Origin of the sequence: Mesorhizobium sp. M0991 (genome assembly GCF_040318915.1) — a bacterium.
Classification (GTDB): Bacteria; Pseudomonadota; Alphaproteobacteria; order Rhizobiales; family Rhizobiaceae; genus Mesorhizobium.
Genome location: NZ_JAMYNE010000005.1, coordinates 245,086 through 263,814 on the forward strand (window position 1 = coordinate 245,086; position 18,729 = coordinate 263,814).

23 protein-coding genes are annotated in these 18,729 nt (G+C 60.6%); 8 read left to right on the forward strand and 15 right to left on the reverse strand.

Going from position 1 to position 18,729, the window contains the following annotated elements; genetic code table 11:
• Positions 1-100: 100 nt before the first annotated feature.
• Entirely contained in the window at positions 101-805 is a 705-nt protein-coding gene (locus NKH70_RS10490) for an SOS response-associated peptidase (RefSeq protein ID WP_353025213.1), read from the forward strand.
• Here NKH70_RS10490 and NKH70_RS10495 read toward each other — a convergent pair.
• Positions 802-1,062, reverse strand: a complete 261-nt coding sequence (locus NKH70_RS10495; protein ID WP_023677293.1) for a hypothetical protein — start codon at positions 1,060-1,062, stop codon at positions 802-804. The two genes, NKH70_RS10490 and NKH70_RS10495, sit on opposite strands and share 4 nt — an antisense overlap.
• A 3-nt stretch (positions 1,063-1,065) precedes the next feature.
• On the reverse strand, positions 1,066-1,326 hold the full coding sequence (locus NKH70_RS10500; protein WP_254819421.1) for a hypothetical protein: 261 nt from the start codon (positions 1,324-1,326) through the stop codon (positions 1,066-1,068).
• 136 nt (positions 1,327-1,462) lie between these two features.
• On the opposite strand from NKH70_RS10500, the gene NKH70_RS10505 reads away from it, so the two are divergent.
• From NKH70_RS10505 to NKH70_RS10520, 4 genes are all read left to right on the forward strand, one after another.
• A complete protein-coding gene (locus NKH70_RS10505) occupies positions 1,463-1,621 on the forward strand; it encodes a hypothetical protein (protein WP_352915526.1) in 159 nt (52 codons plus the stop codon).
• A gap of 121 nt (positions 1,622-1,742) precedes the next feature.
• Positions 1,743-1,952, forward strand: a complete 210-nt coding sequence (locus NKH70_RS10510; RefSeq protein ID WP_353025215.1) for a hypothetical protein — start codon at positions 1,743-1,745, stop codon at positions 1,950-1,952.
• Positions 1,953-2,439: 487 nt separating this feature from the next.
• Entirely contained in the window at positions 2,440-2,955 is a 516-nt protein-coding gene (locus NKH70_RS10515; protein ID WP_352915531.1) for a hypothetical protein, read from the forward strand.
• Positions 2,936-3,862 (forward strand): S1 domain-containing protein, encoded by a 927-nt coding sequence (locus tag NKH70_RS10520; protein ID WP_352915534.1) that lies wholly within the window; start codon positions 2,936-2,938, stop codon positions 3,860-3,862. Before NKH70_RS10515 ends, NKH70_RS10520 begins: the two co-directional genes overlap by 20 nt.
• A 336-nt stretch (positions 3,863-4,198) precedes the next feature.
• On the opposite strand, the gene NKH70_RS10525 is transcribed toward NKH70_RS10520, so the two are convergent.
• The 11 genes from NKH70_RS10525 to NKH70_RS10580 form a co-directional block, all read right to left on the reverse strand.
• A complete protein-coding gene (locus NKH70_RS10525) occupies positions 4,199-5,833 on the reverse strand; it encodes an AAA family ATPase (protein ID WP_352915536.1) in 1,635 nt (544 codons plus the stop codon).
• A gap of 94 nt (positions 5,834-5,927) precedes the next feature.
• Positions 5,928-6,305, reverse strand: coding sequence for a BA14K family protein (locus NKH70_RS10530; RefSeq protein ID WP_352915539.1), 378 nt, complete (start codon positions 6,303-6,305; stop codon positions 5,928-5,930).
• The gene (locus NKH70_RS10535) at positions 6,244-6,393 is read right to left on the reverse strand and encodes a hypothetical protein (RefSeq protein WP_127204769.1); all 150 of its coding nucleotides are present in this window, start codon (positions 6,391-6,393) and stop codon (positions 6,244-6,246) included. Before NKH70_RS10535 ends, NKH70_RS10530 begins: the two co-directional genes overlap by 62 nt.
• A gap of 14 nt (positions 6,394-6,407) precedes the next feature.
• Complete coding sequence (locus tag NKH70_RS10540; protein ID WP_353015638.1) at positions 6,408-6,731, reverse strand: DUF2934 domain-containing protein; 324 nt, start codon at positions 6,729-6,731, stop codon at positions 6,408-6,410.
• 147 nt (positions 6,732-6,878) lie between these two features.
• Entirely contained in the window at positions 6,879-7,511 is a 633-nt protein-coding gene (locus NKH70_RS10545; RefSeq protein WP_352915544.1) for a BA14K family protein, read from the reverse strand.
• 167 nt (positions 7,512-7,678) lie between these two features.
• On the reverse strand, positions 7,679-8,440 hold the full coding sequence (locus NKH70_RS10550; protein ID WP_353025218.1) for an ABC transporter ATP-binding protein: 762 nt from the start codon (positions 8,438-8,440) through the stop codon (positions 7,679-7,681).
• A gap of 41 nt (positions 8,441-8,481) precedes the next feature.
• Positions 8,482-9,480: an ABC transporter substrate-binding protein gene (locus NKH70_RS10555; RefSeq protein WP_352915549.1), complete on the reverse strand. Its 999-nt coding sequence runs from the start codon at positions 9,478-9,480 to the stop codon at positions 8,482-8,484.
• Between the two features lie 52 nt (positions 9,481-9,532).
• Positions 9,533-10,381 carry an ABC transporter permease gene (locus NKH70_RS10560; protein ID WP_352718260.1) on the reverse strand — a complete coding sequence of 283 codons (849 nt, stop codon included), beginning with the start codon at positions 10,379-10,381 and terminating at the stop codon, positions 9,533-9,535.
• A 40-nt stretch (positions 10,382-10,421) separates the two neighbouring features.
• Entirely contained in the window at positions 10,422-11,786 is a 1,365-nt protein-coding gene (locus NKH70_RS10565; protein ID WP_353025219.1) for an LLM class flavin-dependent oxidoreductase, read from the reverse strand.
• A 52-nt stretch (positions 11,787-11,838) separates the two neighbouring features.
• Positions 11,839-12,396, reverse strand: coding sequence for an FMN reductase (msuE, locus tag NKH70_RS10570; RefSeq protein WP_352915554.1), 558 nt, complete (start codon positions 12,394-12,396; stop codon positions 11,839-11,841).
• Positions 12,397-12,973: 577 nt separating this feature from the next.
• The gene (locus NKH70_RS10580; protein ID WP_353015641.1) at positions 12,974-14,266 is read right to left on the reverse strand and encodes an Nramp family divalent metal transporter; all 1,293 of its coding nucleotides are present in this window, start codon (positions 14,264-14,266) and stop codon (positions 12,974-12,976) included.
• A gap of 236 nt (positions 14,267-14,502) precedes the next feature.
• Between NKH70_RS10580 and NKH70_RS10585 the strand changes: the two genes are divergently transcribed.
• Positions 14,503-14,808: a hypothetical protein gene (locus NKH70_RS10585; RefSeq protein WP_352718268.1), complete on the forward strand. Its 306-nt coding sequence runs from the start codon at positions 14,503-14,505 to the stop codon at positions 14,806-14,808.
• A 250-nt stretch (positions 14,809-15,058) separates the two neighbouring features.
• Here NKH70_RS10585 and NKH70_RS10590 read toward each other — a convergent pair whose 3' ends face one another.
• Positions 15,059-15,913 (reverse strand): aldo/keto reductase, encoded by an 855-nt coding sequence (locus NKH70_RS10590; protein ID WP_352721094.1) that lies wholly within the window; start codon positions 15,911-15,913, stop codon positions 15,059-15,061.
• Between the two features lie 224 nt (positions 15,914-16,137).
• On the opposite strand from NKH70_RS10590, the gene NKH70_RS10595 reads away from it, so the two are divergent.
• Positions 16,138-16,773 (forward strand): ankyrin repeat domain-containing protein, encoded by a 636-nt coding sequence (locus NKH70_RS10595; RefSeq protein ID WP_353025222.1) that lies wholly within the window; start codon positions 16,138-16,140, stop codon positions 16,771-16,773.
• A 103-nt stretch (positions 16,774-16,876) separates the two neighbouring features.
• On the opposite strand, the gene NKH70_RS10600 is transcribed toward NKH70_RS10595, so the two are convergent.
• Positions 16,877-18,427, reverse strand: coding sequence for a winged helix-turn-helix domain-containing tetratricopeptide repeat protein (locus NKH70_RS10600; protein ID WP_352721096.1), 1,551 nt, complete (start codon positions 18,425-18,427; stop codon positions 16,877-16,879).
• On the opposite strand from NKH70_RS10600, the gene NKH70_RS10605 reads away from it, so the two are divergent.
• Positions 18,427-18,615 (forward strand): hypothetical protein, encoded by a 189-nt coding sequence (locus tag NKH70_RS10605; protein ID WP_353025224.1) that lies wholly within the window; start codon positions 18,427-18,429, stop codon positions 18,613-18,615. The genes NKH70_RS10600 and NKH70_RS10605 overlap by 1 nt on opposite strands.
• The last annotated feature ends 114 nt before the right edge of the window (positions 18,616-18,729 follow it).

An 18,729-nucleotide genomic window follows, 5' to 3' on the forward strand; every position in this document is an offset into this window, starting at 1 on the left:
CATTGCTGACACGGCCTGCCGTGTCAGCAACCCAACGGACAGCGCTGGAAATTCCGGGCCGTTTCCAACAAGATGCCTGAGCATCCGGGAACGGCCTGAAATGTGCAATCTTTACAATATCACGACCAGCCAGCAGGCCATCCGCCAGTGGACCCGCGCCCTGCGTGACATCCTCGGCAATCTCGAACCCTCCATCGACATCTATCCCAACCAGCCCGGCCCGGTGGTGCGCAACGCGCCGGACGGCGAACGCGAATTGGCCAATCTGCTGTGGGGCATGCCGACGCCACTGGAGCGGGTCAAGGGCAAGGCCGACTACGGCACCACCAATATCCGCAATCCGCAATACGGCCATTGGCAGCAATATCTCGGCATCGAGAACCGCTGCGTGGTGCCCGTCACCAGCTTCGCCGAGCCCAGCCCGACGCCCGGCGACAAAGACCCCGAGACCGGCATTCAGCGCAACTTCTGGTTTGCACTCGGCGAGGACCGCCCGCTGTTCTTCTTTGCCGGCCTGTGGACGCGCTGGCAGGGCATTCGCAAGGTCAAGGACGGCCCCGCCGAGCACCAGGTCTATGGCTTCATGACGACCAGGCCCAACGCGCTGATCGCGCCGATCCACCACAAGGCAATGCCGGTGATCCTGACCACGCCGGAAGAAACCGAGACCTGGCTGACGGCGCCATGGTCGGAGACAAGACACCTGCAGCGCACGGCGCCCGATGACGCGCTGGTGATCGTCGAAAAACCGGCGACACAGATCAAATTTCCGCAGCAGGCGCCGGCGCAAGGCTCCTTGTTTTAGCGCTTGAATTTCTGCAGCACCCAGATGTAGCCCTTGGGCGGATGATCCTGGTCGATGAACTGCGTCTTCACCGTCGTGTCCTTGCGGCTGCATCGCTTGCACCTGAACCTGATCGCTTCCAGCGGCTTGTTCCAGCCCACCACCTGGGCCACGTCATTCGCCCTGAAGCGCCCGACGTGGTAGCAGTGGCCGCACTCCACGATAAGCAGCATGTTGGCCTTGGCGGCACGTCCAACGCTGTCCATCGGCCCGGCCATGGCTCATTTCCGGGTCGAGTAATCCTCGGGGAGGGGAAGCAGGCCAAGCTCCGCCATCCGGTAATCGGGCTCCTTCTCCGCGACGCTGGCCAGCACCTCGTGCAATTTCTCGACAAGCCCGCAAAGCTGCCAGAACAGCTCGCCATGCGCCTTGAGATGCAGCTGCGACGACAGCACCGTCCGGCGCAGGCTCAAAGCGTCCCTGATGATCGCCTCCGCATCCCTCGCCGACAGCCTGTCGAACCGGCTTTTTCGTCTGCCCATCGCGGCTCTCCTCGATTTGTGAGCAACCGCCCCGCCTACTGACAAATAGGAAGGCATTCCTCGCCAAGTCAATTCGCTCTTGACATTTTTGTTCCCGTTTTGTTCAATTTCAACAGGAACGCTCGGAGGCCCCACCGTGGACCACATCGTGACACTGGACAGCCGCCAGGAGGCCGCCCTTCAGGCCGTCGCCGACCAGTTCATTGCCCAGCACAAGGGCGATGCGGTGAAGGCGCTCAAGGAGATGATCGTGCTGAACGGGTATCTGCAGGAGCGGCTGGATGCGGTGGGTTGAAATTCCATCCACAGGCGCGATTAAGCGCAAGAAGATTCACCGGGAAGGTCGCGGCGTCAGCGCGAGTCCAATCGGTCATCTCTGCCAGCATTGCCCTGTCGGGTGAAGCGAAGCGCTTTTCGTGGTCGATCTTGATCTGCCGCATCCGCTTTGCAGGATAAGCGATGACATCGTCGGTCTCGACATGGTGATCATAGCAAAGCAGCAGGAGATTGGCCGCAGAACGCCGTTCCTCGTTGCTCATGTCCTCCCGAAAGCGTTCGCCTCCCTCTTCAGCTCCCTCGATATGACAGACTTGGCCAACAAACTTGCCAACCTCGTTCATCATTAGCCGATTGCACCCAGGAAAGGCGCAAAGATTTCCTGAATGCAGGAACAGCTGGCGAAGCGTCTCTGGTCTTGGCGCAAGCCGTTTCGCCCTCTCTTTTTTTGTCGTTTGATGGTTCCAATAAGACCAGTGCTGCCAATCGACCTAATTTGAAAACCACTTTACTTTTCATCGTTGACAGTGGTTTCTGGTTGCGACCAGGACAATTCTCCAGAATCCACTCTGACCCAAATCCCTGTGGCCCAGATGTCGAGCAACTTCGTGTACGCTACATAACAAGGCACGAACAGCGGGCATTTCTTGGCTCCAAAGTGCACTTATCTCATAGGTTGAAATGGCTGAGAGTGACGCAGTCAAAAGTTTTCGGGACGCCATAGAAGCAGCGCTTAGAGGCGGCTTCGTAGCGGTCGATTTTCCGGACGGTTCTAAGCCGCTATTAGAACGTGCACTACGTCAGCGTATCGGGCTAGTGACCTCCACGGACCTCGCCATGAAAAACGCCGAGGAAGCAAGAGCCAACACACTATCCGCGCGACATGGTGTAAACAGCTTTCCACATCACAGTGACTTCGCCTTTAGACCATTTCCACCTCGGCTAATCATTCTGATCAACGAAACCCAGCAATCCTACGAGACGCCTACCAACGTTACTCGAATCATCGATCTGCCAAAGAAGATGCAAGACATACACGCTCGCAGCCAGTGGCATCTGAGGGTCAGAGGCATGGCCTTTGTCGTTGGCGGGATGACTGCAGTTGGAAAACATCTCATTCACCGGTGGGATACGGATTTCTTGGAGCCCGAAAACGGAGAAGCATGGGCATGCCTACAGATCATCAAGAAGCTCGTTCCAAGGGTCGAGTCACCACATAAATGGAAGCCAAAATCTGCGCTATTGATTGACAACTGGAATTGTACGCACTCGCGGGGATACGCCAAAGGCGGGGGTGAAAACCGCGAGCTGGTTCGATTGGAGGCTTGGCATCATGCAGGAGTGGACCACTGACACGTTGTGGGCAAAGGCGGGAGTTTATGGCAGGCAGGCAATGGAGTCCGACCGCAAGAGTCCACTATTTCCACTCTTGGCGTCTTTCGCGCTAGAACTGTTAGGAAAGGCAGCGCTTTCCCAGATCCATCCCGTCCTGATAGCCGACCCTCGCAGCGAAGGCGAAGCGATCCTCTACGCGTTCGGAGTTCCCACGAGCGATCCGAAAACCATCATGTCGAATACCGTCTTCAAGCGGCTCGGCAAGTTAGTGCCGGGCTTTACAGAGGAGGACGTGCGTACTTGCCTCATCCTTGCGGAACAGAGAAATCGGGAACTTCACACCGGCGAAGACGCTTTCCAAGATTTCAAATCGGGTAAATGGGTACCCGATTTCTACCGCGTTACGAAGATCCTGACAGAGTTTATGGGTCGAGATTTGGACGAATTATTAGGCAAGGAGCACGCGAAAGATGCCAATGAAGTTACAGCTGAACAGTCTGCCAAAGTTAGAAAGGAGGTTCTTGATCGGATACAGGCTTGCAAGAAATCTATAGCCGGACTTCGTATTGAGGAACTGTCTGATCGTCGAAAGGCCGACGAATCTGGCGTGACATGGGCACGCTACACCAATGGAACTGCAGTAAAGGCGACTGGGTGCCCCGCGTGTGAAAGCCAAGGTCTGCTCCATCTTAGGCACATTGCTGACCGGCCCGCTGAGATAGTTGAGAATACCATTTTCGTCGATGGAATCTGGTCGCCGCGAAAGTTTAGCTGCAAGGTCTGCGGCCTCGATTTGGACGGAACTAAGGAACTGGGGTTCGCGGATTTGGCTGATCAGGTAGTCGAGACCGATGACAGTGATCCGGCCGACTTCTTCGGGATCGAGGTCGGCACGCTCGATGAGCCAGACTACGGCAATGAGTAGCGTCGATGAGTTTGGGGCAAGGCGCCACCTGATCGTGCTCAACGGGCACTTGCAGGAGCGGCTGGATGCCCTGTCGTCACCACGCCGAGCGACGCGCTAAGCGCTCAGAGATGACGGTAGCAGGACGCGTGTTCAATCGTGCCGTTCGAAGGTCGGCTTAGCGCCAAGAGCCTACCTTTCCGAGCAAATGCCATATATCGCATTTTGGTTGAAGCGGATCGGCAGCTCTCAGGAGAGATTGGACAGCCGCCGCTCCTCGGCCGATCAAAAAGTCCGAGGGCATCGACCTTCACCCTATCTTGCCCGAGCCGATCCTCAAGAAGACTTGCCGACTAGTTACGTCATAGCAGCGGGAAGCCCACCGAAATGCTCGGCCAACATGCTCCTTATCACAACATCGTCTATAACCAGCTTGCGAACAGCCGCCTCATATTGGCTACGGCTTTTGAACTGCAGAGCACTCACGATCACAGTTAAGGCAGGCGTCTCTCGGATTGGATAGCGAGCGATAATCTTGTCAACGTCCTTAGAGATGATCCAGCCCTGCAAACGCGCCTTCTCTGCTTGGTAATGGGCCTGCGAATCCACAGCGATACTGACGTTCTGTCCTGCCTGAATTTTCTTCCAGTCGGGCATCTCAAGACTAATTTGGTCCTTGACGGCTTGCTCTGTCATGCGAGCAGCAAGGCGATCCGCGTTGGACGCTATCGCGGCAAGAAGATCGGTCCACGCCTTGACGATCATCTGACTAGGATCGCCTTCTATGACCGTGCACTGTCGCTTCGCGATCAACTCCACGATAGTCGGGTTGTAGTAGAGAGCTTCAACTGAATAGACGGCAAGTGCGAAGACGCCCTTTGCCTCAAGGGCTATTTTCTTATCTGAAGTGAGCTGGTCCTGATCGACTATTCCGTAAGCTTGAATCCACGCAATTGCACTGGTGTCACGAACACTGGTAACGGCGTGCTCAACGTCGCTGCAAGTCGCTCTTGGAAAGATCGACACACCGGGAAACAGGATTTCGTAAAGCGGTTTGTCTAAGCTGTCCGCGCTTCCTTCAATGAAGAGCATCTTGCGGCGTGAGCCAATGATAGCCTCTTTGGTCGGATCATCGATCCCAATGCCCGGCTCAAGAACATCCAAGTCCCAATTTCCAACATCGTCATTGACGGTCTTGGAGTCGCGCACCAACACGGTTCTGGCGGTGCGGCAACTGACGGGCAAACTCAACTCATGAGTAGACACTACAAACGTGCAATCCGGACGCTTTGCGAAGAGCTGTAGAAGCAATGGTGTGACGATTGATGCGTGCAAGTGCCTCTCGGGCTCGTCGACAAGGATCAGCGAGCCTTTCTTGGCCGTTAGTACCACGCCCGCGATCAGCAGCGCGGCCCGTTCGCCATCAGATAGGGCCGCGATGCTATAAGGCGGGCCCTCACGTTTTCTGGCGACGATCGTGCTATTCGGTTCGATCGTCATGGCGATTGGAATGCCCGATCCGACCAAAAGCTCGTTGATTGTCTCAAGTGGAGGTAATTCGTCCGCCAACTGAGCTGCTTCGGCGCTCTTACCAGATTTGACGGCCGCTCGGATGTTCCGAGAGAGGTTGTTATCCGCATCGATAAGGTCAGCGATAATCAAGCCACTCCGTGAGGCCGGATCGTATTCGCGCCAGCGAGCTTCAGGCTGAGCATCCTGATTCTTCGTGTTAGTCTCGGTCTGGATCTTGCTTTGCGGTGAAAACGGCACCGAGTTGGTTTCCATCCAAGTCTGCCGATGTGCGGCGACGCGGACAGCTCTCGCAAAATTCTTCCGATAGAGCGAAAGCATTAAACCAGACTTACCGGCGCCATTGGGGCCGACGACGAAAAGCGGGGCAGCAGTTGAAACCGGGAGCTGCAATGAAGACCCGTTGGTCAGCGGCACCGCAGTTTCAAATGGCGGCTCGGCAGCTTCAGAGTTTGTGGCCATATCTTCCCCCAATAAGTGCCCCGAACCATTATCTCGCGCGGCGAGATCATGACCTTGCCAACTTATCAGCGTCGAGGGAAGTCACTCGCGGCGATCAAATAGCAGCTATCCGATTTGAAGCGATTGTACTGCGATGATCCGCTTTCAGGATCAGGCAATGCTGCACCATACGACAATCATTCTGAGCGCAAGCTGGCATTCGTGACCCAATTGGCGAACGTTTCCTTTGCGGGGCACCGCCGGCATCGAGATAGGGCGAGATGCAGGGGCGCTGTTGTCCGCTGTAGGATGTGTAGTGGTCGTCGCTTGGCCTGTAGGAGCGGTAGCGGCTTCGCGACGGCTTGTGAGGGCTGGAATTCAGGTTCCGCCAGGCGTCCGGCGCGGCTGCCTGGCAAGCGACGGCACGCCCCTCAATGCCTCTTGAAATACTGCACCTCGCGTTCGTGCTTTTCCGCAGCCTCGCGGCTGTCAAACGTCCCGAGATTGCGGCGCTTGCCGGTCTTTTCATCCTTCTTGCGCGAATAGAGGCGGTATTTTCCGTCTTTGAGTTTTCTGATCATCTGTCTCTCCTTGGCTAGGGCCGCCGCGTCCCCTTGAGGTTGCGCGCGGCTTGCTCGATCGCCGCCCTGTCGTTGCCCAGCCTGTCGATCAGCTCCTGCGCCTGTTCGCCCGATATGCCGGTGCGAACCGCGAGGGCCTCCACCGTCAAGACGTCGGAGCTCGCGACCTCGCGGGTTTCCGGCAGGGCATCGCCTGCCGTCAACGGCAGGGCTGCCTCCCTGTCGATCTCGGCCTCGGCCCGGTGCCAGTGCCGCTCGGGATCGCCATGGATCCCGCCTTCGCGTTCCCAGATCTGGTATGCGCGCTCACGAATCTTGTCGTCCCGTTGGTCGCCCATCTTGATTCCTCCTTTGCCTGTCGGATGAACGCCGCGCCGATCCGAACGATCCAAAAAAATTTGCGTGATCGTTGGTTAGCCGCTCGAGCGTGGGATCGCACAAGACACCATGCCCTTCGGTCCGCTAGCCCGCCGCCCAGCGCCCTGCTACTGGCACTGCCGACGCGGCCCGCCGGAATACGGCTGATAGCTATTGTCTTCCGGTCGATATGACCGGTAGCGGCTGAAGCAGTATTGCACGTGGTCGGATGAGAGCTCGGCGGCGCCGGGTTCATCCGATGGCGCGTAGCCCTCCACCGACGACGTATCGCTCGCCTCGACATAGCTGCCGTCATCGCCGGCGTTGAGATAGGGCGAGATGCAGGGGCGCTGTTGTCCGCTGTAGGATGTGTAGCGGTTGTCGTCCGGCCGGTAGGAGCGATAGCGGCTGGCGCACCATTCGACATGAGCGGCGGGCAGCGCTTGCTGCTCTTCCGCTGGTGGCTGGATAGAGCCGGTGGCGGTGGTGTCGGGGATCGAAGCTGCGGCGGTGTCGGCGGGTTTCGAGCTGCGATCAACTTCCGAGGTGCGAACGGGGACCGCGCGAGCGGGAAGGCGCTCGAGGCGTTGCGAGGCCTGGTTTACCGGGCGCGGGTCCTTGGTCCACAGTTCGACGCTGGAGACGGGGACGGCCGGCCGTACCGGCTTGGCTATCAATAGCCAGGTGGCGAAGGCGAGACCGCTGGCGAATACGGCGAGCGTCAGGACGAAGCCGCCAAAGATTGCGAACAAAGCTTTCATGCCGCGCTCCTTCGCCTCCCGGTTAAGGAAATGCAGGGCGGGGAATCCGGTTCCAGGAAGGAGCGCGGGGCAGGGGCTTTCAAAAAGGAAGGCCCCTCTCCGTCTCGGCTTCGCCGAGACACCTCTCCCCGCTTTGCGGGGCGAGGAACCTAAGGCCTTTTAGGCTTTCAGTGCAGGCCGAATTCGCGCAGCAGTTCTTCGCGGTAGCGCACGAAGCGGCTTTCGCTGCGCTCGCGCGGGCGGGGCAGGTCGATGTCGATCAGCCGCGCCGCGCCGCCTTTCTCCTTGGGCAGGATCAGCACCCTGTCGGCGAGGTAGATCGCTTCCTCGAGGTCGTGGGTCACCATCACCATGGTGACGTTCTCCTCGCTCCAGATGCGCGCCAGTTCCTCCTGCATGCCGATCTTGGTCATCGCGTCGAGCGCGCCCAGCGGCTCGTCGAGCAGCAGGATTTCGGGCTGCACGGTCAAGGCGCGGGCGATGCCGACGCGCTGCGCCATGCCGCCCGACAGCTGCCTTGGGTAAGCATCACTGAATTCGGCGAGGCCGACGAGCGCGATATAGAAGCGCGCCCGTTCCTCGGCCTCGGCCTTCGGCATGCCGCGCACTTCGAGGCCGAAGGCGACATTGCCGAGCACCGTCAGCCAGGGCAGCAGGCGCGGTTCCTGGAAGATCACCGCGCGCTCGGCACCGACGCCGTGCACCGGCTTGCCGTCGATGGCGACGCCGCCGGTGTCGGCCGCCTCCAGTCCGGCCAGGATGCGCAGCAGCGTAGTCTTGCCCGATCCGCTGGCGCCGACGATGACCAGGTATTCGCCCGAGCGGATGTCGAGATTGAGGGTCCTCAGCACTGCAAGCGATCGCCCGCCGATGCTGAACGATTTGGACAGGTCGCGTATGCTGACCTCACCGCCGCTTGTGCTGCTCATCGGGCTCGTCTCCCAGCTGATTGCCTTGCCGGTTGGCCTTGTCAGTTGGTCTTGGTTTCGCCGGGCCGGTAGAGGATGTCCGCTGCCTTCAGCTTACCCTTTGGCAGCCGGCCGTCGCGCTCGAGCACGCTGACCCAGAAGTCGATGTCGCGGTCCGTCGCCTTGGCCCCCTGGCGCAGCCCGAAGCCGGTCCAGTAGCGCGCCAGCTCGCCGTTTTCGCCGCGCTTGTCGAGGATGTTTGCCAGCACCTTGCGCGCTTCGTCGGGGTTCTGCAGCGACCAGTCGGAGGCGCGCGCCGATTGCTCGACGAAATTGCGGGCGGCGTCGGGATGGGCGGCGATGAAGTCGCGCCTGAGCACGACGAAGCCGCCGGCCAGCTCGCCCAGCACGTCCGTGTCGTTGAACACGCCACGCACGCCGCCATTGTCGACCAGCGCGCCGGCAAACGTCGCCTGCCAGTAGCCCAGCGCCGCGATGTCGACCTGGCGGGAGCGCAAGGTCTGCTCGAGCTGCGGTCCGGGCACGACGACGAGATTGGCGGCATCCGGCGACAGGCCGACGCTGTGCAGCGCCTCGCGCACGGTGTAGTCGAGATGGGCCCCGAGCGTGTTGACGGCGATGGTCTTGCCGGCGATGTCGGCGATCGATTTGATCGGGCTGTCGTCCAGCACGTAGAAGACGCTTCGCACCTTGCTGTTGATGCCGTTGCTCGGATAGACGGCGACGAAGTCGTTGCCGCCGGAGATCGAGTTGATCACGGCGGCGGTTGCAGCCGAGCCAATATCGACGCTGCCGGAGGCGAGCGCAAACAATGATTCCGGGCCGCCGCCGGAGTAGCCGACATTCTCGACCTCGATACCGAGGCCTTTGAAATAGCCGAGCTCGCCGGCCAGCTCATGCGGAGAGATGCTGCCACGGCTGGCGAGGGAGCGGAACTTGACGGGTGCCGCTTCGGCAAAAGCGAAGCGCGGCAGGCCGGCGGCGAGAAGGCCGGCGGCGAACGGCGCGCCGGCAAGCAGGGAACGGCGGGTGATTTTCATGGTGCGGGTCTTTCCTGGTTGGCTTGGGTCTGGTCGATGGCGAAAGGGGAGGTCAGTCGACGGCATTGCTCCAGCGGCAGAGTCGCCGCTGCAGGCTGACGAGCGCCTGGTTGGCGATCAGGCCGAGGCCGGCGAGGATGACGATTGCGGCAAACATCAGCGGAATCTGGAAGTTGTACTGCGCGTTCATCACCTGAAAGCCGATGCCCTTGTTGGCGCCGATCATTTCGGAGGCGATCAAAAGCAGCAGCGCCGTGGTGGCGCTGAGCCTCAGCCCAACGAAGATCGAGGGCACGGCGCCGGGCAGCACAACGCGGCGGAACACGGTGAGCTGCCTGGCACCATAGACGCGGGCCATCTCCAGCAGTTTCGGATCGACTTGCTTGACGCCGCCGATGGTGTTGAGCAGCAGCGGGAACAGCGTCGCCCAGAAGATGACGAACACCTTGGAGGCTTCGCCGAGCCCAAGCAGCAGGATGAACACCGGATAGAGCGCCAGCGCCGAGGTCTGGCGGAAAACCTGCAGGATCGGATCGAGGGCGGTTTCGACGGCGCGCACCTGGCCCATGAACAGGCCAAGCGGGATGGCGACCAGCACGGCGGCCGCGAAGGCGAGACCGGCGCGCTGCAGGCTGATGGCGATGTCGCCGAGCAGAGTGCCGCCGGCCAGCCCCTTCCAAAGTGCCGCGACAATCATGTCGATCGGCGGCAGCACGGCCGTGTTGACCCAGCCGGCGCTGCTCGACACTTGCCAGATTGCGAGGAAAGCAATGAGGACGCCGTAGCGCGACAGGAAGCGAATTCCCGCCCGGCCGCCGAGGCGCAGGAAGTCCGAGCCGAGGCTTGTCGTGCTGTCACGCGTGCCGAGGCTGGCGGCCTGTTCGATGTGCTGCAAAGTCATCGTCTTGCCTCTTGCTTGGAAAGTATCGGGCTTCTCGGGACTATTCGGCAGCCAGCACGGCCGAGCGAGCGGCGGTCCACGGGTTTTCAGGCCGCCTGAGGCCGAGGTTCTCGCGCAGCGTCCTGCCTTCATAGGCCGTGCGGAAAAGGCCGCGGCGCTGCAGTTCGGGGATAACCAGCTCGACGAAGTCGTCGAGCCCGCCGGGCAGCCAGGGCGGCAGGATGTTGAAGCCGTCGGCGGCTTCGTTGCCGAACCATTCCTCCAGCTGGTCGGCGACCTGCACTGCACTGCCGATGACGGTGTAATGGCCGCGCGCCGTCGCCACCCATCGATAGAGCTGGCGGATGGTAAAGTTGTGCTCGTCGGCAATCTGGCGGATCAGCGCCTGGCGGCTCTTCATGCCTTCGGTTTCCTTGCTCGGCGGTAGCGGTCCGTCGACCGGATAGCCCCTGATGTCGAGCGTCTGGCCGGCCAGCCCGTTGAGCAGGGCGACGCCGTCCTCCGGCAAGATGAGATCGTTCAGCTGCTGGTATTTGGCGCGCGCTTCTTCTTCGGTGCGGCCGACGAAGGGTGCTACGCCCGGCATGATCAGCACCTGCTCGGGATCGCGGCCGACGGCCGTCACGCGGGCCTTGATATCGCGATAGAATTCCTGCGCCGACGCCAGGTTCTGATGGGCGGTGAAGATGACTTCCGCCGAGTGGGCGGCGAGCTTGCGGCCGTCCTCCGATTGCCCCGCCTGCACCACCACCGGGTGCCCCTGCACCGGGCGCGGCACGTTGAGCGGCCCTTTGACGCTGAAATGCGCGCCCTTGTGGTCGATGTCGTGGAGCTTGTCCTTATCGTAGAAGCGCCCCGATTTCTTGTCGCGGACGAAGGCATCGTCCTCCCAGCTGTCCCACAGCGCCTTGACCGTCTCGACATGCTCATGCGCTCGGGCATAGCGCTCGGCGTGGGCAGGCTGCGTCTCACGATTGAAATTGCGCGCGGTTTCGTCGCCGGCCGAGGTGACGACGTTCCAGCCGGCGCGGCCATTCGACAGAAGGTCGAGCGAGGCGAACTTGCGGGCGAGCGTATAGGGCTCCTCATAGGTGGTCGAGGCGGTGGCGATGAAACCGAGATGCGTGGTGAGCGGCGCCAGCGCTGCAAACAGCGTCACCGGCTCGAAGCCGGCGATCTTGGCATTGCCGCCTTCGCGGGCGCCGAGCCCGACCGTCAGATTGTCGGCGAGGAAATAGGCGTCGAACAGGCCGCGTTCGGCGGTCAGGGCAAGCTGCTTGTGGAACTCGAAATTGGTGGCGCCATCGACCGGCGCCTCGGGGTGACGCCAGGCGGCGATATGCTGTCCGCCGCCGGGCAGGAAAGCGCCCAGTTTGATTTGCCTGGATTTGGTGGATCTTGTCATCGCGGCGTGCTCCTGGATGGATCGGAAAGGGGATCTCGGGTCAGTGGTGCGTTCAGGCGGCAAGGCCGACGCCGTAGGGCACTCCGGTTACCCGGCATGCCTCGGCGACCGCTTGCCGGGCGCGGGCGTGGATGGCTTCCGATACCAGCACGCCATTGGCAAAATCCTTGTCGGAGGCGTAGATCGCGGTCGGCACGGTCAGCGCCTCGAAGAAGCCGAACAGCGGCCGCAGCTGGTGCTCGACGATCAGCGAATGGCGCTCGCCGCCGCCGGTCGCGGCGAGGATGACGGGCTTGCCCCTCAGCGATGACGGATCGAGCAGGTCGAAGAAATGCTTGAAAAGCCCGGTATAGCTGCCTTTGAAAGTCGGCGAGCCGGCCACCAGGATATCGGCGCCCAGCAGCCGTTCGACGATATTGCGCGCCGCCGGGTCGAGGTCGCCGAGGCGCCTTGCCCGCGGCAGGGACGCGCCAAGATCCTCGATGTCGAAGACGGCCGAGGCCGCGCCGATGCTTTCGGCGGCCTGCCCGACAATGTGGCCGACGAACGCCTTGGTCTTCGATGGCCGGGTCAAGTTGCCCGACAGCCCCACAACGAGCTTCTTCGACATTCCTGGCTCCCTCTCAAGCGCTCTGTTTTAAGATCTTGGGTCTAGCGATCTACTTCAAGTCTAGAGAGTTTGTAGAATTAAAAGAGCGAGAAAATTTCAAAAGCAGGGCGATGAGCGAACTGAGTTTGCGGCACATCGCCCGCAATTGGTTCATTCAACGCGGCGTACTGCACCGGCGCAGCGCATCGACCAGCGATGCAAAGGCCTGCCAGCACCTTGTCCCGCGGGCATGCAGCGAGTCAGTCCAATTTGATTCAAATCCGGCTGTGGATATTTGCTTTTGGGTAAATCGGGGCGGTCATCTTGCCTGCCGGCGGACAACAGGGAGAAGCCGATGACAAGCGACTTTGCCGCCGCACACCTCCATCTTGAACGAGCCTGCCATTATTTGAGCGGCGACGACGAGACGAGCCGCACGGCTCGTGCGGCTCTGGATCTCTTGATCGATGCAATTGTCGCAGCGCAATACAAGCGGCCACGCGGAGACGTTGTGGAGTTTCCAAGATCGGCAAAGCTGGGACAGTCCGTAAGCGGGAACGGGTAATCCAACCGGCGGCGTCCCTTTGCTTCCGCCCGATCACATGAACCAGGTTGCAACCAGGCCGATCGTCGCCGAGAAGATGGCGGCGGTCGTTGTCCAACCGAGTATGTTGGTGCTCCGGCTGTTCACCTGGTCGCCCATGATCCTGCGGCTGTTCGTCATCAGCATGATGAGCAGCAGCAAAGGCGGCGTCGAGAAGCCCTGAACAATGCCGGACCAGACCAGCGCCTTCATCGGATTGAAGCCGAGGAAGTTAAGGCCAGCGGCGATCGCCGTAAAAAAGCCGATGGCGAGATAAAATTTGGGTGCCTCTCGAGCCCGGGCGTGCAGGCTGTTTTTCCAGCCGATGGCTTGTGCAACATCATAGGCAGCGCCGGTGGTCATGACAGGAACCGCGAGGAAACCGACGCCGATCACGCCTGCGGCGAACAGAACGCTTGCGGCCTGGCCAGCGAGCGGGCGCAGCGCCTCCGCGGCTTGTGCAGCCGTGTCGATATCGTGGTGGCCCGCCTTGTAGAGCGTAGCACCCGTCGACAGGATGATGAAATACATGATGAGATTTGAAAACATCATGCCGATGAGGATGTCCCGGCGAGAGCGACGGAGTTCGCTGTCGGTGGCGCCCTTCCTTTGGCTGAGCGTCGTTCGCCCCTGGGCAATCTCCTCCTCGACCTCCTCATTGGACTGCCACGTGTAGAGATAGGCGGACAGCGTAGTGCCGATGATGGCGACCAGGATCGACAGGAACTCACGGTTGAATTCGATCTTGGGAAGCAGCGTTCCGCGCAGCACCGCCGCGGCGTCCGGCTTGGCCAGAATGGCGGCACCGACATAAGCGAGCAGCGCCAGCGCCAGCCAGCGAAAGATGTTACGGATCAAAGTATAGGAGCCGAAGACTTGGAGGGCGAAGATGAGGGCGGCGACGAACAGCACGATCAGCGGAATGGGAAGCGGTACGAACATGTTGATCGCGGCCGCCATTCCACCAAGATCCGCCGCGGCCTCAATGGTGTTTCCAATGAGCACCCCCAAAAGCACGGACCAAAGCAGCCACCGTGGATAGAAGTCCTTGATGACGTGGAACAATCCGCGCCCGGATACCTGGCCGAGCTTCGACGACAGGTAGACGACCACATACATCATCGGCAACGTCACCGGAGCCGTCCAAAGCAGGTCGGGTCCGAAGCGGGCGCCGGCACTGGCGTAGGTGCCTATCGCGGAGCAATCGTCGTCGGCCGCCCCTGTTATCAGGCCGAGGCCGAGCGCTCGGCCTATGCCGCCTTTCCTCTCCTCAGGTGGGATGGAACGATCGGAACCGGCCTGCCTCATTGCGACCGGACCGGGTTGCGAACGAAAGGCGCGGGCTGCCATGCAACAATGATAAGGATCGGTCGCGGCGCTGGTCTCATTTTGCTTCCTTCAACAACTTGCCCAAACCCGGCGCGCCATGACTTGTTCCGCGACGACGGGGCAGGGGTTTTGTCTCAGGCAAAAAAGTTCGGGTTGACCGCTTCCGAACGCGAAGCGACTATCCGTGCGAGGCGAAGATCGCAGGAGGAAATGCAATGGACGAGCCCGCTCAGTGGCGCCACATGTCGAGCGCGCCAAGGGACGGCAGCAGAATCCTTGTCACGGTTCGGCCATCCGAGCAGGGGCCGGCCGAGGTCGACATGGCTTACTGGGCCCGCGCCGATCAGTTCGGCAGCGAAGGCTGGCGCGCTTCCGATTCGTCGCCAGGACGCATCGTCGAATATGCCGAACCCGAACTGAAGTGCTGGATGCCGCTGCCGTCGGCCAATCTCAGCAAGGGATCGATGCCGAGCCCCTGGGAAGGGGAAGATGTGCCGCTGGTGGATGGCTCGGGGATATGAGGCTAGCGAGAAGGGTAGTCTTGATCGCTGGCGGGACAGCACCCCCTCTGTCCTGCCGGACATCTCCCCCCTCTGTCCTGCCGGACATCTCCCCCTCAAGGGGGGAAATTGGCCCGCATCGCGGCCTTCGCTAATCTCCGACGCTGCAAGAAGGGCGCGGCTATTGAAGCTGCCGATCTCCCCCCTTGAGGGGGAGATGTCCGGCAGGACAGAGGGGGGTGTGAAGGAATGCCAACGTCCCGGTCGGCCCTCAGAACAGGAATGCGGCCGTGGCGGGGTTCGGGCCGGTGCGGCCGTCGGGCGAATCCATGCACCGGATAAGCTCGAGGTCCTTCGCTTCCAACTCGAAATCGAAGACATCGAAATTGGCGGCGATCCGATCCTGGTGGATCGACTTTGGAATGACAATCAGCCCTTCCTGAAGGTGCCACCTGACGATCGTCTGCGCCACCGACTTGCCGTGTTTCCTGGCAATGCCTTCAAGCGTCGGATCGCTCAACAGCCGGCCGCTGCCCAGCGGGCTCCAGCTCTCGATGCGGATGTTGTGCCTGTCATGGAATTCGCGTCTGTCACGCTGCTGGAAGCGGGGGTGGAGCTCGATCTGGTTGACGGTCGGCGTGACGCCGGTCTCGCCGATGATCCGTTCGAGATGGTCGTGGTTGAAGTTCGAAACGCCGATCGACTTGATCCGGCCTGATTGCCTGAGTTCGATAAGCGTCTTCCAGGCCTCGACATATCTGTCCTGGCTGGGCACCGGCCAATGGATCAGGAACAGGTCGATCTGCTCGATGCCGAGCTTGCTCATCGTCTCGTCGAAGGCGCGCAAGGCGGCGTCGCGCTGATGCGCGCCGTTGCGCAGTTTCGAGGTGATGAACAACTCGCTTCTCGGCACGCCGGCCGAGCGGATTGCCTGCCCGACACCTTCTTCGTTCCGATAGCCTTCGGCGGTATCGATCAGTCTGTAGCCGGCCTCGATTCCGCAGCGCACCACCTTGGCGGTGATGGCTGGATCGACCTGCCACACGCCGAGGCCGATTTGCGGAATGGCGGAGCCGTCGTTCAATCTGATTTGTTCAGGTCTATTCAGGGTAATCTGTTCAGGCATGTTCAGGTCCTTCTGCATCGTTCCGCCCGGCGCAGGCTCTATCTAGTCTGGATGGCCGCGAAAGCCAGTCGATATCAGGAGAATGTGAGGAGACGGACGTGAAGCGCTGATCCTCCGTTTCGGGCCGACAGCGCTCCCCACGGGCGCCAGAGAACCCTACACAGGACGACCCCACTATCGCGGATTCTGTGGTATTCTGCCGACTATCCGAGGAGGCGACTGCGTTGACCAACAGCTTGGAAGCCGAAGGGGCAAGAGACTGGTCTCCCCTGCTGGTCGCGGCAGAAAAAGGCGATGCGGAGGCGGTTCGATCGGAATTGGCGGCTGGCGCCGACATCAATCAGTCGGACGACGGCGGCTGGTCTGCACTTCACCTTTCAGCCCTCAATGACCGCACAGCGGTGGTCGAGGTGCTGATCGAAGACCCGGAAATCGACGTGAATTCCAGAAACAAGTGGAAGAGCACGCCCTTGAGCCTTGCGTCCGCCAAGGGACATTACGCGTGTATCTCAGTCCTCGTGAGACACCCCCAAATAGAGATCAACGTGCGAGCTGACTACTACGGCAGAACGGCTCTTATCGAGGCGGCGAAGAACGGGCATCTCGAAGTCGTCAAGTTGCTCGTGGAGAATGGCGCGGAAATAAAACTGACCGACAAGACGGGGAGAAACAACGCGCTCATCGAGGCTATCAAGGGGCGGCACTACGAGATCGCGGAATACCTGCTGGATTCTGGGAAAGTGAGCTTTATCAACAAAGAGATGAGGCTAAACGCCCTGATCTGGGCTGGCAGTTGCCACAACCCTCAGCTTATCGAAAAGCTGGAAGTCTCGATTCATACTTTCTTCGAAGGCAAGTGAAGCTTCCGCTTCCCGGTTGCAGTTGCCATTTGTGGTTACCTGACGAGAAGCAGGTAATCCTCCAATCCGGAAGGCTCGTCAGCCCTTCGCGATAAGTGCGGTGCTACTCACGATGTCCGGGCAGGCCGCCGACCAGGCCGGCCTCATAAGCCGCAAGTGCTTTGGCGACGCCGGCAACGAGGTGTTCAACGTCGCTCGCATGTTCGAAGGCAATCCCGGTTTGCGCAAACTCCAGTGGCGAATAGTCAGGCGCTATCCGCTTGACCTCTGCCATGATGCGCTGAGCTTCCTCCAGGTCGCCGAGTTGCGCGTGGCACCCCGCCAGCCTTGTAAGTCGCCAGGGCGTCTTCGAGGGGACCTTGGACATGCTGACAATCGCGGCCTTGTAATCTCCGACTGAGTATAGCGCGATGGCGCGATCGTAGTGGTACCAGTCTGGATGGATCGGGTTGATCCGTATCGCATTGTCAACCGCCGCGAGTGCTTCAAGAGGCCTGCCTCTCATCGTCAGCAAGAACCCCATTTGCGCAATCGTATCGGCGTCATATGGATTGAGGTCGAGCGCGCGTTGAAGGTGATGTTCAGCCGCATCGAACTGACGGGCCGAGATGAAAGCCTGGGCGAGTACGCGATGGCAGCGTGGCTCTTCCGGCGCCAAGGTCGCCGCACACTCCGCGCGGTGGATCACCGAACCAAGCAATGCCGGGGATGCCTCGGCATAGCCACCGATAATGAGATCGGCGAGCGCGACGTAGGAATGCGCCAGTGCATAGGCCGGGTCTTTGTCGACCGCAGCCTGGAAAAGACCGCGCGCAGCCTCGTTGTCATCATCATTATAACCGCGCAGACGGGCCAGTCCGCGCAGCAGAAGCTCGTATGCAGCCAAACTGTCGGGAGGCTTTGGGGTTGCCTGCTTGACACCTGCGTCGTCGAGCCGAGCGACCAGCCGGTTCACCACACGGCGAGCGATTTCTTCCTGCATGTCGAAGATCTGGCCGCCAGACGCAGAAAAGGTATCGCTCCACAAGACTCCACCCGTCGAGGCGGCAGTGAGACTGACAGTGACCCGCATCCCGTCTGCGCGAGTAGTCGCCCTGCCGCGGACCAGATAGGTTGCGCCAAGGCTGGCGCCAACGGCACGCCAATCGGAAGCCGAATCCGAGACGAATGCAAAGCCGGAATTGCGCGCCAGCACGACGACCGTTCCGAAGCGAGCCAACGCGTTGACGATGTCTTCGGCAAAGCCGTCCACCAGAGGGGTGTCTTCCGGCGCACCTTCATTGGTGAAACGCAGCACCGCAACGCTCGGCTGTCCAGCGCGCTCTTGCTTTGGCGCTTCGAGACGAGAGAGGATGTAGCCGCGTTTGGCGACCGTGCGGATAATGGTTTGGCTTTCGTCGTTCAGCGCCTTTCGCAACTCCCTGACCGCCTGCGTCAGTGAGTCCTCGGTTACGAAGACATCGGGCCACACCGCGGACATCAGTTCCGACTTGGTCGCGACACGCCCGACATTCCTGCTGAGATAGGTCAACAGATCAAACGCCTTGGAACGCAGTGCAACAGGTTTCCCGTCGCGCAGCAGCAGCCCGCGGGCAAGATCAAGCTCGCAACTGCCAAGTGCCAGTGGTACGTTCCCTGGGTTTTCTCGCGACATTGAATGCCGATCTGACCAGCTCGACCAAACGCAGCCTGATTGGGGTCTCAATCGGCGCGGACGTCAAGGGATCAGAAGAATTTGGTTCGCCTTTACTTTGGCTGGAAGTCATCCGCCTCTCCATGGCCATGATCTCCAGCATTTCGAACATTGTTCCAGGCATGGCGCACAAGGCGACGCAGCCATGACGGTGGATGCAAATTCCAGGAGTTCTTGCCGGGCGGCTTGGCGCGTGTTCTCATTCAGTGACATGGTCGACCTCATCCGGTTCTTTCTTGAGAACAATGAAGCCAAAGAACGGG

Coding starts and splice junctions, on each gene's coding strand:
- NKH70_RS10490 (WP_353025213.1), top strand. CDS start 101: ATGTGCAATCTTTACAATATCACGACCAGCCAGCAGGCCATCCGCCAG.
- NKH70_RS10495 (WP_023677293.1), bottom strand. CDS start 1,062: ATGGCCGGGCCGATGGACAGCGTTGGACGTGCCGCCAAGGCCAACATG.
- NKH70_RS10500 (WP_254819421.1), bottom strand. CDS start 1,326: ATGGGCAGACGAAAAAGCCGGTTCGACAGGCTGTCGGCGAGGGATGCG.
- NKH70_RS10515 (WP_352915531.1), top strand. CDS start 2,440: ATGAAAAACGCCGAGGAAGCAAGAGCCAACACACTATCCGCGCGACAT.
- NKH70_RS10520 (WP_352915534.1), top strand. CDS start 2,936: ATGCAGGAGTGGACCACTGACACGTTGTGGGCAAAGGCGGGAGTTTAT.
- NKH70_RS10525 (WP_352915536.1), bottom strand. CDS start 5,833: ATGGCCACAAACTCTGAAGCTGCCGAGCCGCCATTTGAAACTGCGGTG.
- NKH70_RS10535 (WP_127204769.1), bottom strand. CDS start 6,393: ATGATCAGAAAACTCAAAGACGGAAAATACCGCCTCTATTCGCGCAAG.
- NKH70_RS10540 (WP_353015638.1), bottom strand. CDS start 6,731: ATGGGCGACCAACGGGACGACAAGATTCGTGAGCGCGCATACCAGATC.
- NKH70_RS10545 (WP_352915544.1), bottom strand. CDS start 7,511: ATGAAAGCTTTGTTCGCAATCTTTGGCGGCTTCGTCCTGACGCTCGCC.
- NKH70_RS10550 (WP_353025218.1), bottom strand. CDS start 8,440: ATGAGCAGCACAAGCGGCGGTGAGGTCAGCATACGCGACCTGTCCAAA.
- NKH70_RS10555 (WP_352915549.1), bottom strand. CDS start 9,480: ATGAAAATCACCCGCCGTTCCCTGCTTGCCGGCGCGCCGTTCGCCGCC.
- NKH70_RS10560 (WP_352718260.1), bottom strand. CDS start 10,381: ATGACTTTGCAGCACATCGAACAGGCCGCCAGCCTCGGCACGCGTGAC.
- NKH70_RS10565 (WP_353025219.1), bottom strand. CDS start 11,786: ATGACAAGATCCACCAAATCCAGGCAAATCAAACTGGGCGCTTTCCTG.
- msuE (WP_352915554.1), bottom strand. CDS start 12,396: ATGTCGAAGAAGCTCGTTGTGGGGCTGTCGGGCAACTTGACCCGGCCA.
- NKH70_RS10580 (WP_353015641.1), bottom strand. CDS start 14,266: ATGAGGCAGGCCGGTTCCGATCGTTCCATCCCACCTGAGGAGAGGAAA.
- NKH70_RS10585 (WP_352718268.1), top strand. CDS start 14,503: ATGGACGAGCCCGCTCAGTGGCGCCACATGTCGAGCGCGCCAAGGGAC.
- NKH70_RS10590 (WP_352721094.1), bottom strand. CDS start 15,913: ATGCCTGAACAGATTACCCTGAATAGACCTGAACAAATCAGATTGAAC.
- NKH70_RS10600 (WP_352721096.1), bottom strand. CDS start 18,427: ATGTCGCGAGAAAACCCAGGGAACGTACCACTGGCACTTGGCAGTTGC.